Source organism: Paenibacillus sp. 102, from assembly GCF_039549175.1.
Taxonomy (GTDB): domain Bacteria; phylum Bacillota; class Bacilli; order Bacillales; family Bacillaceae_G; genus Bacillus_A.
In genome coordinates this window covers 169732-182134 of sequence record NZ_JBCGHT010000006.1, presented here as the reverse complement: position 1 = coordinate 182134, position 12403 = coordinate 169732, and the positions used below count along the sequence as shown (strand labels likewise).

The window sequence follows — 12403 nt, the reverse complement described above, 5'->3', positions numbered from 1 at the left end:
GTTTTTAATTTTTTTAACTATTTATATACCATAGGGGGTAAGGTAATGACTACTATAGGATTACAAGCGAAAGATGTTGCTGAAAAAGTTTTATTTGAAGAATTATTTATTTTAGATGTCCGTAATGAAGCAGATTATATGGAGTGGAGAATTGAAGGGAAGCAAATTTCTTCTATGAACAAACCATACTTTGATTTATTAGAAGGCGTAGAGAGCATTTTGGAAGAATTGCCAAAGAAAAAAGATATTCTTGTTGTATGTGCGAAAGAAGGCTCTTCTAAGTTTGTTGCTGAGCAGCTTATAGAAGCCGGTTTAAAACCTGTTTATTATTTAGTTGGTGGTATGAAGACTTGGAGTGAACATGTAAAGCCGATTGAAATAGGGAAGTTAAAAGATGGTGGCAGTATGTATCAATTTAACCGTCTTGGAAAAGGGTGTTTGTCCTATATGGTTATTTCTAACGGTGAAGCTGCAGTCATTGATCCTATGAGAACAATTGAAATATATGAGGAATTTGCAAAAGAAAAAGGTGCTGTGATTACAAACGTTATGGATACGCATTTACATGCTGATCATATTTCTGGTGGTCGTAAGTTAGCTGAGAAGGTGAAAGGGGCGTATTGGTTACCGCCAAAAGATGCTGAGGAAGTTGTTTTTTCTTATGAACCGCTTATAGAAGGAACGGTAATTACAGTAGGAGAGACAAAAATTGATATTCAAGCGATCTATTCGCCAGGCCATACAATTGGAAGTACATCATTCCTTGTAGACGAAGCTTATCTTCTATCAGGTGACATTTTATTTGTAGATTCTATTGGTCGTCCGGATCTTGCGGGAAAAGCGGAAGATTGGGTAAGTGATTTGCGTAACACGTTATATAATCGTTATAAAAAATTATCTCAAGAGTTGATTGTTTTACCAGCTCATTATTCGAAAGTAAGTGAGTTAGATGAGCACGGTGTAGTTCGTGCAAAACTGAAAGATTTATTTAAACGAAATGCAGGATTAAACATTGAGGATGAGTCAGAGTTTCGTAAAACAGTTACAGAAAACTTACCACCTCAGCCGAACGCATATGAGGATGTTCGCCAGATAAATATGGGGAATATCAATCCAAGTGTAGATGAAGAGCGTGAGATGGAAATTGGTCCAAACCGCTGTGCGGTTCATGGTTAATGATAAAAGAAAAATATTTTGGAGGTATGGAATATGAATGTAAAACAAGTATTAGATGTAAAAGGATTAGCGTGTCCAATGCCGATTGTAAGAACAAAAAAAGCAATGGAAGCTTTACAATCTGGAGAAGTGTTAGAGGTTCATTTAACAGATAAAGGTGCGATAAAGGATATTCCAGCTTGGTCAAAAACAGGTGGACATGAAGTACTGCAGCATACGGAAGAAAACGATGTACTGAAGTTCTGGATTAAAAAATCGTAAACAATAAAAGCGTGCTCTATGGAAACGGATTATATAAAGAACGATTGGAGGAGATGATGTATGAGTGCAAATATAGTATTCAATATCATTCTAACTATACTAGTTGCTTGGTTTATCATTTCTCGCTTTTTACCGGTTAAGGGAGTTAAAAGTATAAATGGGAAAGAACTAAAGACAGAGATGAATAAACAAAATAAACAATTGATTGATGTTCGTACACCCGGTGAATTTCGAGGGAATCATATTCAAGGGTTTCGGAATATCCCTTTAAATGAGTTAGTGCAAAAAGCGAGTCATTTAGATAAAAGCAAAGAAGTAATTGTGATTTGTCAAAGTGGAATGAGAAGTAAACGAGCGACAAAAATATTAAAGAAATTAGGGTTTCAACATATTACAAATGTCTCAGGTGGGATGAACGCTTGGAATTAAAGGGGAATTTTCAAATGAAAAAAATGACAGCAAAAGAATTAGAAAATAAATTAATGAACAATGAAAGATTAAATATGATTGATGTTCGTGAAGTAGAAGAAGTGGCGGAAGGTAAAATTCCAGGAGCTCTTCATATTCCACTTGGTCTATTGGAATTTCGCATGCATGAATTAGATAAAAACAAAGAATATATTATGATATGTCGCTCTGGTGGAAGAAGCTCAAGAGCTGCTCAATTTTTAGAAAGCAATGGTTTTGGGGTTATAAATATGACTGGTGGCATGTTAGATTGGGAAGGTAAAACAGAATAATACTGTGTACGATTTTTATAAATAAAGGATTTTGTCTATTTTTCAAAATACCCATATAGGTATATAAAGGTGAGGAGTCAACATGGAGAACAAGAAAAAAACAACGATCGTTTTGTTTAGTGGAGATTACGATAAAGCGATGGCAGCTTATATTATTGCGAATGGTGCAGCGGCGTATGATCAAGAAGTAACAATTTTTCATACGTTTTGGGGGTTAAATGCACTTAGGAAAGATGGGCATGTAAAAGTAAAGAAAAATTTCTTAGAGAAAATGTTTGGAAAGATGATGCCCCGCGGTGCGAATAAGATGGGCCTATCTAAAATGAACTTTGCCGGTATGGGTTCTAAAATGATTAAGCATGTTATGAAAAAGCATAACGCAATGCCACTTCCAGATTTAATCGATATGGCAAAAGAGCAAGGTGTGAAGCTTATAGCGTGTCAAATGACAGTTGATTTATTAGGGTTAAAAGAAGAAGAGCTTATGGAAGATATTGAATTCGCTGGTGTAGCAGCTTATTTAGCAGATGCTTCTGATGGGAATGTGAATTTATTTATTTAAAGGTAATGAAAGAACGCCTTCTTTTTAGAAGGGAGAAAAAGAAAGATGAGCTTCAGTTTTATGATTGTAATCTTTTTTATTGGATTTGTTGGTTCATTTATTTCAGGGATGGTTGGTATCGGTGGTGCCATTATTAATTATCCGATGATTTTATATATTCCGGTGGTGCTAGGGTTTACTGGGTATACGGCACATGAAGTAAGTGGTATTACAGCTATTCAAGTATTTTTCGCAACATTTGCAGGTGTGTGGGTTTACCGAAAAAGTGGTTATATAAATAAAACATTAGTGTTATATATGGGAACAAGTATTTTAGTCGGGAGTTTTGTTGGTAGTTTAGGTTCAAAAGTATTAGAGGAAGGGCAAATAAATATTGTATATGCTATTTTAGCTACAGTGGCAGCTGTTATGATGTTTGTTCCGAAAAAGAATCACAGTAATGTTCTTGCAGAAACACTCACGTATAATAAAGGAGTGGCAAGTATTTTAGCATTTATTATCGGTGCTTCTTCTGGGGTGGTTGGAGCAGGAGGTGCATTTCTACTAGTGCCAATTATGCTTGTCATTCTCAAAATCCCTACACATATGACGATTGCAACTTCATTAGCGATAACTTTTATTTCATCTATCGGGATTACGATTGGAAAAGTAACGACAGGACAAGTGGTAGTATTGCCGTCTGTAATGATCGCGATTGCAAGTTTACTTGCGTCACCACTTGGAGCAAGTATAGGAAAGAGGTTAAATCAAAAAGTATTGCAGTGGATATTAGCTATCTTAATTGGTTTAACCTGTGTTAAAATTTGGTTGGATATGATGTTGTAAATTAATTTAGAAGTATGTGTAAAGCCGCTGGAATCAGCGGCTTTTTGTTTGCTATATAAATCCCTATTGATTTTTCGAGATATAAATTGCGGCCATGAAAATAAAAGGAGTCTTACACTCATTTTCTCTTTTTGTTTTAACTTTGGATGGGGCAGGAAAAGGATCTGACCGCGGATGCTCTCTCCCATCTAAAAAGAAGGATTAAGCCCAAATAACTTTCATTAAATTTTCATATTCATCATTCGCTGCTTTATATAGTAGTCTCGTATGTTCAAATACAAGAGCGGGGTTAAAGTATGGTTCTGTAAATACAAGGGACGTTGAAATGTCGATTGAATCAGTTTTACTAATTATGAACTTTGCGAATCGATAAGCTGTATTTAACTCGTTGATTACAGGCAATAATTCGCTTTTCTTAGTTGCATCATGAACTTGAGCGACATTGAAGCAATATATATCGACAGTAGGATGCTCGTTATGAAAGGCAGCGATAAGACGAACTTTTGCGCCGCTCTCCGTTTCTAAGTTTACTGAAAAAAATATAGAACCATCATTTTCATCTATGTTTTCTTCCATATGTATTTCATTGGATTTTAGATAATCTTTAAAGTCTGAAACGTTATGTTTTACTGCGGCTTTCATATGTTTTTGCCCCCTGTTAATTGGAATATACATCTACCCTTTATTATAATTTAAAGATATGGAAATTGATAGTTGAAAAGTTAGAATTTTTAATATTTTTAGAGGTTATTCACAGATTAGAATGAATAAAAAAACCCAGCTCTACCTCCATAGAGCTGGGTTTCTTATTCATTCTCATTCGATGTAGTTTTTGTATCTGTGTCTTCATCGTTACTGCTATTTTTTTTGTTAGTAGAATTGTTAGTTGTATCTTTGGCTTTTTCATCCGATGTAGTTTCTATATCTGTGTTTTCATCATTACTGTTATTTTTTTTGTTAGTAGAATTGTTGTTTGTATCTTTGGCTTTTTCATCCGATGTAGTTTCTATATCTGTGTTTTCATCATTACTGTTATTTTTTTTGTTAGTAGAATTGTTAGTTGTATCTTTCGTTTTCTTTTTGTCTTCTTTATCACTAGAATCAACTTTCTTATACTCAGGTAGTCCTAGATGAGTACGCAGTTGATTTGTTAGATTTGTTAGGTCTTTTTCATCTGGTTGGTAGTAATATGTTCTTCCATCACCAGCAGAACGACTACATGTATCATCACCTTTTGCCATGTAACAGTCTGAACCATTGATTTGTAATTTTTCAATTGAAGAATCTGAACCGTATTTATAGAATGATAACATATCGTCAAATGTTAGGTTTGTAACAAATTGTCCATTAATATCATCAATAATACTTCCTACTTTTGTTACAGAGTCAACGCTTGTTACTTTTTTCAAAATGGCCTCGATAACAATTTGTTGACGTTGACCGCGCATTGCATCACTATCAATGTGGCGTGTTCTAGCAAGAGCAAGAGCTTCTTCACCGTTTAATTTTTGAACACCTTTTTTCAAGTGGATTGCTTCTGCATTATCATTGCTATCTTGTTCAGTAAATTCAACAGGAACATCTACTTCAATGCCACCTAAATCATCTACAATTTTCATAAATGATTTAAAGTTGAATTTTACAAAGTAATCAACAGGAACATGGAGTAATTTTTCTACCGCATCAATACTAGCTTGCGGTCCACCATCTTTTCCATTTTTAGCAGAACCATATGCATGTGCATGTGTAATTTTATCCATTTTCTTTTCTATTGGGATATAAGTATATGTGTCTCGCGGAATGCTTAAAAGTTTTACAGTTTTACTATCTTTATTAAACGTTGCAAGTAACATTGCATCTGTTCTTATAGCACCACCGTATTCTTTACCACGTACATCGCTTTCATCAACGCCCATTATTAATATAGATACATTATTGGTAATAGGTTTAACAGCTTTATCACGTAAATTTGATTTATCACCGCGTGCTAAATCGTGAGCGGCATTTCGAACAGCAGAGGATGCTTTATTTACTAGAAACCAAGTATACCCGCCTCCTATTATTAAAAATAATAAAAGGACACTTATGATAACTTTTGTTTTTTTCTTTCCTTTTTTATTAGTATTTCGTGTATTTTCTTGCAAGGATGGGTTTTGATCCATTTCATATACTCCTTCATTTGGATTGAAATACGACACTCATATCACCTAATTATAATGAAATTTGGCGAAAAAGAACATTACAAATCATTTACATTTCGCCAAAATTCAATTTATTTTACGAAAAGTCAGATTTTCTGACCTTTTATAGGGAGAATTTTAGGAGTGTGAGCAATAGAATGAGTGTAATTTGTCGTATTGGAAATAGGAATACATATTATGAGAACATAATAAAGAAGTAAGATTTGTTGAAATATGTTCAAGAGGAAGATTATATTACTTTCTATAAGTCTAATATAATGAAGTAGAAAGACTTTTTGTTAGGAGTAAAGGAGATAGACATAATGAATCATACATCATTTCGAGCAATTCTTATAAATGAAAAAGAAGAAAATCAATTTGAAAGAACTTTGGTTGAGAGGGATATAACAGATTTGCCTCAAGGAGAAGTATTAATACGTGTTCATTATTCTTCGCTAAATTATAAAGATGCCCTTTCAGCTACTGGGAATAGAGGCGTGACAAGAAACTATCCACATACTCCTGGAATCGATGCAGCGGGAGAGGTGATCAGTAGTCAAGATCCTTCTTTTAAGAAAGGGGATCAAGTAATTGTAACCGGATATGATTTAGGCATGAATACCTCTGGTGGATTTGGTCAATATATTCGCGTCCCTGCATCATGGGTTATTTCATTACCAGAAGGACTTTCTTTGAAAGAGAGTATGATGTATGGAACAGCAGGTTTTACAGCAGCTTTGTCTGTACATAAGTTAATGCTATCAGGAGTTACACCTGACATGGGGAACATTCTTGTGACAGGAGCAACAGGTGGAGTTGGAAGTGTTGCAGTTAATATTTTAGCAAAGTTAGGATATGAGGTTGTAGCTGCAACTGGAAAAGTAGAAGAGAAAGAAATGTTGCTTCATTTAGGAGCGAAAGAGATTATTCACCGCGATGAAATGAATGACGAATCGGGAAAACCGATATTAAAAGGAATATATGCGGGTGTAATTGACACAGTTGGTGGAAATACATTAGCGACGGCCTTAAAAATTGTGCAATACGGGGGCAGTGTAACGACGTGTGGTAACGTTGCGGGACATGAATTTAAAGCTTCTGTATATCCATTTATTCTGCGTGGTATTAATCTGTTAGGAATAGATTCTGTACAATGCCCAATGACAGTAAGGAAGCAGATTTGGTCAATGTTAGGGGATGAGTGGAAGAATCTAAACTTATTATCTTATACGACAGAATGCACATTAGAAGAATTAAATGATAAATTTGAACGTATATTGCAAGGAGAATTAAAAGGAAGAACGATCGTGACATTATTATAGTATTTAAATGTGGGGCATGGTAGAGAAATAGTTTATTTCTTTATCATGTTTTTTTTGTTGAAAGTGTATATATTATAAAATTAATTTATTAAAGTATGTATTGTTGTCTGAAGTTATTTGAAAGGTACTGGAAATGAAAAAAAAAGATAATTTTTTTTGGGTGATCCCCCTATAAGCTCATCCTTTTTTTATTTTTTTACGTTTCCTAGCATAGATGTTCCTTCTACTTCAATGAGGGATTATGCTAACTTTTACATGAATATGATATATAATTAAATTTGAACATTCGGAAGAAAAAGAAGTACAAAAATGCTAATTTGAAATTATATAGAGATAGGGGAAGGATTTATGGAAAGACAATATACAATCTCAAATTATGCACCAACATTAGAAGAATATAAATATTTATGTTCAGTTGTGGGTTGGGAAGATTATATGAACTTTGATGTTGCCGAAATATCATTAAAAAACTCTGTTTTTGCGGTTACAGTTAAGGAAGAGAGTAAGGCCATAGGAATGGGAAGAATTGTTGGGGATGGTGCTATTTACTTTTACATTCAAGATGTGGTAGTGCATCCAGATTATCAAGGAATGGGTATTGGCAAAAAAATTATGAAAGCGTTAGTAGAGTATCTAAAAGAAAACGCACCAAATAAGGCGTTTGTAGGATTATTTGCATCAGAGGGAAAAGAAAAATTTTATGAAAAATATGATTTTAAGGATTACTCACCTAGTATGACAGGAATGTTTACTGTAATAACGAAATATGATTAAAAAATTTATATCGGGTTCCCGCCCTATCGCTATCAAAATAATATAAGTTTGTTAGCTTGATAGCGATAGGAGATTCCCCTATGTTCTCTTTATGGTAACTAGTCCCTCTTGATTTTTTTCATGATCCCATTCCACTTGAATTTCGAATGTTCCTTCTTCAAAAAACAAAGGAAATCTTCTACGAATGGACTTTTGCATAGGAAGATTGTAAGCTTCATTGATATTCACCCAAACAGCTTTTCCTTCTGGCGAGTCTTGAAGCAAATCCCCTTTAAAGTCCTTTGTAAGATAGTTAAATATCATATATCGATCTTTGGCGATTGGATTAACATATTCATAAAGCCCTTTATAAACAAGGTTGCTAACTTCAAGACCAGTTTCTTCTTTAACTTCTCTAATGGCCCCATTAACTATACTTTCCGGAAATTCTACTTTTCCTCCAGGGGGAATGAATCCTTTGAAATCGTCATGTTGTCTGTCGAGAAGTAAAACCTTGTCCTCATTTTGAATCATACATACCGTCCAAATTTTATAATTTACGCCATTATTCATTTGGTTTCCCCCTCATTTTTCATCTAAATTCTACCATGATTTTTAAGAATTGTATTTTCTTATTCTACCATGTTAGTAGAATAAGAAAGAGAAATGCCGTTCTCTCATATCCTAAATCTTCGTTTTTAGGATACTTCAAAATATTAACTTGATGGACAAGGTGGTATAGAATCGTTAGAACCTGAGTGGACATTTATCGGAAATTCTCGTGAAAAAAATCATTATTATCGAATGATAGGAGAAATGCTACCAGAGTTAGAAGATAAACCAAAGTTGAAAGATGAATTTACAAATGTAGTTCGCCAGCATATCATAAACTTTTCGAATTTGATTGAAGTATATCCTCATCCAACGCAAGGTACAGAAGATCCAATGAAAAATGTACTACAAGATTAGGTACTATACATTCATTTTGATTTGCAGATATATAAGTCGCTGCTATTATGCACTTGTTTTTTCTTTTTGTTTCACTTGGCAAAGGTTCTCTGTCACTTGAAATTTGTATGAATAGAAAAAGACGATCTTATCAAGATCGTCTTTTTCTATATTATAGTGTTTGTTTTAACGCGAATTTTCCTTGTTCTCCTAAAACTCCATCTGCAATATTTACAGCATGGTCACCGATACGCTCTAAGTTACTTACCATATCAACATAAATGATACTTGCATCACCTGAGCAACTACGTTCATTTAGACGTAGTACGTGGCGTTTACGCAATACACGTTCCATTTGATCAATTTTACGTTCTTTTGTAATAACTGTTTGTGCAAGTTCAGTATCAAAGTTTGTTAAAGCATTAATTGCATCTTGCAATGTTGAAGTTGTTAGTTCAAGCATTTCATTTAGTTCCGCCATTGCTTCATCTGATAGTGTAACGCGATTAGATATTTGGGTGTCCACAAGCTCTACAACGTTTTCTACATGGTCTCCAACACGTTCGATATCTCCGACAACAGATGCTAAAACAGAATGTTTTTCTGAATCCATTGGTGAAAGTGGTTTTTCAGAAAGTAACACTAAGTAATCAGTAATTTTTCTATCTAAATTGTTAATAGCACTTTCTAATTGAGCTGCCATATCAGCATGTTTCTTTTCTTTTGTATTTAAAAATTGAGTTGCTTCTTTTAGTCCATGTAATGAGAACTCTGCCATACGAATAATCTCTTTTTGTGCCTCTGTTAAAGCAATGGCAGGAGATTGTTCAATAAAGATTGGATTTAAGTGCTGCGGTTTAAAGTCAATAGCAGCATCTTCTCCGCGAATAATTTTTGTTACAATCCATGCTAGAACTGCAATGAATGGGAACTGAATAATTGCATTCGTTACGTTGAATGTTCCGTGAGCAAAAGCAATTGTCATTTCTGGATTTAAGTTGAATGACGTTTGGAAATATTGAATCAAACTTGTAAATGGTACTAATAAAATTGTGAAGATGATCGTACCAACGATGTTAAAGATAACGTGTACTAATGCTGCACGTCTTGCCGCAATAGAAGTACCAATTGCTGCTAATACAGCTGTAATTGTTGTTCCGATATTATCACCAAATAGTACAGGTAGAGCAGCTTTTAAATCGATTGCACCTTGGCCGAATAATTCTTGTAAGATTCCAATTGTTGCACTAGAACTTTGTACAATTAATGTAAATACTGTACCTACAATAACTCCTAGAATGGGACTATTACTCATACTAATCGTTAACTCTTGGAATGATTCTAAAGAGCGTAGTGGTTTCATTCCTGTGCTCATTAATTCTAAACCGAAGAATAACATACCAAATCCAAATACGATTTGTCCGAGAGATTGTACTTTTTTATTTTTAAAGAAGAATAGCAAGATTGCTCCAACTGCCATAATTGGAAGAGCATATTCTCCAATTTTAATTCCGATAATAAATGCTGTAACGGTTGTACCAATGTTAGCACCCATAATCACACCAATTGCTTGTCTTAGTGTCATAAATCCAGCACTTACAAGTCCAACTGTTAAAGCGGTTGTTCCTGAGCTAGATTGAATCAGTACGGTAACTAACATACCTGCTAGTACGCCCATGAGTGGGTTAGTTGTAAAGCGATCGAGAATGTCGCGTAGGCGATCACCAGCTGCTTGTTGCAGTCCGTCTCCCATGTACTTAATCCCGAATAAGAAAATACCTAATCCACCAATAAACTGGAAGATCATGTCTTGAACATTAAATTCCACGCATTTCACTCCTTAAATTTCATGTACGGTGTAATTATTAACTAAAATTTGAGGTACTGTAAACGGTTTGCTGATAAAATTTACACTAAATTTACAAAGTGATAAAAAGTTTACATTTATTTAAAGAGATACTTGGATTTAATTGGTTTTAATGAATTATTTAGGTATTTAATGTAAAGGATAAACAGGGAATAGAGTCCTGTTTATCTTGCTATTTGTGTGCAATAATATGTCCGCCTCAAAATTGCATAAAAGCAAAGAAGACAGGTGGAGAAGAAATCCTCATTTTATATCATTTGAATAAGAATAGAAAATATGCAATGGAATCTAAGGTTTGTTTTTTTATATTTGATGTGAAATGAATTGAAAATGAGAAAAAGCTACTGATTATTATCCAGCAGCTTTTTCTCGTTTTTTATCCAGTTGTTTTTGCTTTCGTACATTTGTAATGTAAATACAAAGAAACGCGATAAGTAACACAGAGGAATAACGATATACAGTTGCATAGTCTGTAAAGTGTGCGATGAATCCGAAGATAATTGCACCTGCTCCAATGCCAAGGTCAAATGCCGAAAAGAATGTTGCAGTAGCAACGCCGCGGCGATGCGGAGCTACACGGTCAATCATCCATGCTTGTAAGGCCGGCTGAATAGCGCCGAATCCACTTCCATAACAGCTTGCTGCAATAATTAAACTTGGTATTGTTGTTGTATACGATAACAGGATAATGCCTGCAAATGTTAAGATAACACCAGGAATAATAACAAATGCATGGCCTTTTACATCGTATAGTCTTCCGGAGAAGGGGCGTGTTACTGCGATGGCAAGGGCATTAAATAAGAAGAAAAGGCTAATATCAGCGATACCAACTTGCGTAGCAAATAACGTGATAAAGCTACCGATCCCCCCGTACATTAATGTAATACATAATATTAATAATGAAGGAAGTAAAGCTTTCTTTTCGATAAATCCATCTAAAAAGGATTCATGTGCTTGATGAATCGGTTGTTCAGTTGCTTGAATTTTGAGTAGTTTTGTTAATATTAATGAAACTACTGTGCAAGATAACGCACATAAAAAAAGAATCGTGAAGTTATATGTTTGCATGAGCCACAGTCCGATAAGAGGACCAAGTGCCATAGCGATCGTTCCAGAGAGACCGAAATACCCCATACCTTCACCACGGCGGGCTGCAGGAATTAAGTAGGAGACTACAGTCCCATATGTTGTGGTTGTAATCCCAAAACCAGCTCCGTGTAAAATCCGAACAGCAAGAAGAAGGAAGATAGTAGAGGCAAATAGGTAGCTGCCCATGGCAAGTAGGCAAATAGCAGTTCCAGTCATTAAAATGAGTTTTTTACTAAATTTTTGTAGTGCATTCCCAGTGAGCGGCCGAATAATTAAAGCTGCTACTGTAAACATTCCAACAACAAATCCAATGTTTGAGCTCGTGCCGCCAATTTCTTTCACGTAAACAGGTAAGGTTGGAATTAACATTTGAAATCCCAAAAACATACATAAGTTTGCAAAAATGAGCGCAATAAATTCTTTTGTCCATAACGGTTCTCGTTTTACGAGTGCTGCTTCTCCCATATATTCATCCCCTAAATATTTTTCTCTGTTCTTTCGAGTATATGTAGTGGTCAATGTAACAGTCAAGAAAGGTGAACTGAAATGATGTAACAATTTTTAGGTGAAAAATTTACAAATTTGTGTAAATGCTACACAAATGCTCTCAAAAAAGGTAAAGTATAGATGTATAGTCTGCTAGTTGTTATGAATGATAGAGGTTATTTTTCTCTAATAAG

General features: G+C 34.6%; 14 protein-coding genes. 9 read left to right on the top strand and 5 right to left on the bottom strand.

Features of this window, described 5'->3' with window-relative positions; genetic code table 11:
* Nucleotides 1–45: 45 nt before the first annotated feature.
* The 6 genes from AAIE21_RS16160 to AAIE21_RS16135 all read left to right on the top strand — a co-directional run bounded on the left by AAIE21_RS16160 (nucleotide 46) and on the right by AAIE21_RS16135 (nucleotide 3564).
* Nucleotides 46–1176 (top strand): MBL fold metallo-hydrolase, encoded by a 1131-nt coding sequence (locus AAIE21_RS16160; RefSeq protein WP_343267710.1) that lies wholly within the window; start codon nucleotides 46–48, stop codon nucleotides 1174–1176.
* 33 nt (nucleotides 1177–1209) lie between these two features.
* Nucleotides 1210–1437, top strand: a complete 228-nt coding sequence (locus tag AAIE21_RS16155; protein ID WP_343267709.1) for a sulfurtransferase TusA family protein — start codon at nucleotides 1210–1212, stop codon at nucleotides 1435–1437.
* Nucleotides 1438–1497: 60 nt separating this feature from the next.
* The gene (locus AAIE21_RS16150; RefSeq protein WP_343267708.1) at nucleotides 1498–1866 is read left to right on the top strand and encodes a rhodanese-like domain-containing protein; all 369 of its coding nucleotides are present in this window, start codon (nucleotides 1498–1500) and stop codon (nucleotides 1864–1866) included.
* A gap of 14 nt (nucleotides 1867–1880) precedes the next feature.
* Nucleotides 1881–2177 (top strand): rhodanese-like domain-containing protein, encoded by a 297-nt coding sequence (locus AAIE21_RS16145; RefSeq protein WP_343267707.1) that lies wholly within the window; start codon nucleotides 1881–1883, stop codon nucleotides 2175–2177.
* Nucleotides 2178–2259: 82 nt separating this feature from the next.
* Entirely contained in the window at nucleotides 2260–2739 is a 480-nt protein-coding gene (locus AAIE21_RS16140; protein WP_343267706.1) for a DsrE/DsrF/DrsH-like family protein, read from the top strand.
* A gap of 45 nt (nucleotides 2740–2784) precedes the next feature.
* Complete coding sequence (locus tag AAIE21_RS16135; protein WP_343267705.1) at nucleotides 2785–3564, top strand: sulfite exporter TauE/SafE family protein; 780 nt, start codon at nucleotides 2785–2787, stop codon at nucleotides 3562–3564.
* A 201-nt stretch (nucleotides 3565–3765) separates the two neighbouring features.
* Here AAIE21_RS16135 and AAIE21_RS16130 read toward each other — a convergent pair whose 3' ends face one another.
* Nucleotides 3766–4206 (bottom strand): hypothetical protein, encoded by a 441-nt coding sequence (locus tag AAIE21_RS16130; protein WP_343267704.1) that lies wholly within the window; start codon nucleotides 4204–4206, stop codon nucleotides 3766–3768.
* Nucleotides 4207–4370: 164 nt separating this feature from the next.
* Nucleotides 4371–5726 carry an LCP family protein gene (locus AAIE21_RS16125; RefSeq protein WP_343267703.1) on the bottom strand — a complete coding sequence of 452 codons (1356 nt, stop codon included), beginning with the start codon at nucleotides 5724–5726 and terminating at the stop codon, nucleotides 4371–4373.
* A gap of 341 nt (nucleotides 5727–6067) precedes the next feature.
* Between AAIE21_RS16125 and AAIE21_RS16120 the strand changes: the two genes are divergently transcribed.
* Complete coding sequence (locus AAIE21_RS16120) at nucleotides 6068–7066, top strand: YhdH/YhfP family quinone oxidoreductase (protein WP_343267702.1); 999 nt, start codon at nucleotides 6068–6070, stop codon at nucleotides 7064–7066.
* Between the two features lie 348 nt (nucleotides 7067–7414).
* A complete protein-coding gene (locus AAIE21_RS16115; RefSeq protein ID WP_343267701.1) occupies nucleotides 7415–7840 on the top strand; it encodes a GNAT family N-acetyltransferase in 426 nt (141 codons plus the stop codon).
* A gap of 78 nt (nucleotides 7841–7918) precedes the next feature.
* Here the strand turns inward: AAIE21_RS16115 and AAIE21_RS16110 are convergent, their stop codons facing one another.
* The gene (locus AAIE21_RS16110; RefSeq protein ID WP_343267700.1) at nucleotides 7919–8392 is read right to left on the bottom strand and encodes an 8-oxo-dGTP diphosphatase; all 474 of its coding nucleotides are present in this window, start codon (nucleotides 8390–8392) and stop codon (nucleotides 7919–7921) included.
* 243 nt (nucleotides 8393–8635) lie between these two features.
* Between AAIE21_RS16110 and AAIE21_RS16105 the strand changes: the two genes are divergently transcribed.
* Nucleotides 8636–8788, top strand: a complete 153-nt coding sequence (locus tag AAIE21_RS16105) for a hypothetical protein (RefSeq protein WP_343267699.1) — start codon at nucleotides 8636–8638, stop codon at nucleotides 8786–8788.
* Between the two features lie 151 nt (nucleotides 8789–8939).
* Here AAIE21_RS16105 and AAIE21_RS16100 read toward each other — a convergent pair whose 3' ends face one another.
* On the bottom strand, nucleotides 8940–10595 hold the full coding sequence (locus AAIE21_RS16100) for a Na/Pi cotransporter family protein (protein ID WP_343267698.1): 1656 nt from the start codon (nucleotides 10593–10595) through the stop codon (nucleotides 8940–8942).
* A 390-nt stretch (nucleotides 10596–10985) separates the two neighbouring features.
* Complete coding sequence (locus tag AAIE21_RS16095; RefSeq protein WP_343267697.1) at nucleotides 10986–12188, bottom strand: MFS transporter; 1203 nt, start codon at nucleotides 12186–12188, stop codon at nucleotides 10986–10988.
* Between the last annotated feature and the right edge of the window lie 215 nt (nucleotides 12189–12403).

Bases quoted from the DNA above. Each gene is read 5' to 3' on its own strand.
- AAIE21_RS16155 (WP_343267709.1), top strand. From the start codon at position 1,210: ATGAATGTAAAACAAGTATTAGATGTAAAAGGATTAGCGTGTCCAATG.
- AAIE21_RS16105 (WP_343267699.1), top strand. From the start codon at position 8,636: ATGCTACCAGAGTTAGAAGATAAACCAAAGTTGAAAGATGAATTTACA.
- AAIE21_RS16140 (WP_343267706.1), top strand. From the start codon at position 2,260: ATGGAGAACAAGAAAAAAACAACGATCGTTTTGTTTAGTGGAGATTAC.
- AAIE21_RS16150 (WP_343267708.1), top strand. From the start codon at position 1,498: ATGAGTGCAAATATAGTATTCAATATCATTCTAACTATACTAGTTGCT.
- AAIE21_RS16125 (WP_343267703.1), bottom strand. From the start codon at position 5,726: ATGGATCAAAACCCATCCTTGCAAGAAAATACACGAAATACTAATAAA.
- AAIE21_RS16095 (WP_343267697.1), bottom strand. From the start codon at position 12,188: ATGGGAGAAGCAGCACTCGTAAAACGAGAACCGTTATGGACAAAAGAA.
- AAIE21_RS16145 (WP_343267707.1), top strand. From the start codon at position 1,881: ATGAAAAAAATGACAGCAAAAGAATTAGAAAATAAATTAATGAACAAT.
- AAIE21_RS16120 (WP_343267702.1), top strand. From the start codon at position 6,068: ATGAATCATACATCATTTCGAGCAATTCTTATAAATGAAAAAGAAGAA.
- AAIE21_RS16115 (WP_343267701.1), top strand. From the start codon at position 7,415: ATGGAAAGACAATATACAATCTCAAATTATGCACCAACATTAGAAGAA.
- AAIE21_RS16110 (WP_343267700.1), bottom strand. From the start codon at position 8,392: ATGAATAATGGCGTAAATTATAAAATTTGGACGGTATGTATGATTCAA.
- AAIE21_RS16130 (WP_343267704.1), bottom strand. From the start codon at position 4,206: ATGAAAGCCGCAGTAAAACATAACGTTTCAGACTTTAAAGATTATCTA.
- AAIE21_RS16135 (WP_343267705.1), top strand. From the start codon at position 2,785: ATGAGCTTCAGTTTTATGATTGTAATCTTTTTTATTGGATTTGTTGGT.
- AAIE21_RS16160 (WP_343267710.1), top strand. From the start codon at position 46: ATGACTACTATAGGATTACAAGCGAAAGATGTTGCTGAAAAAGTTTTA.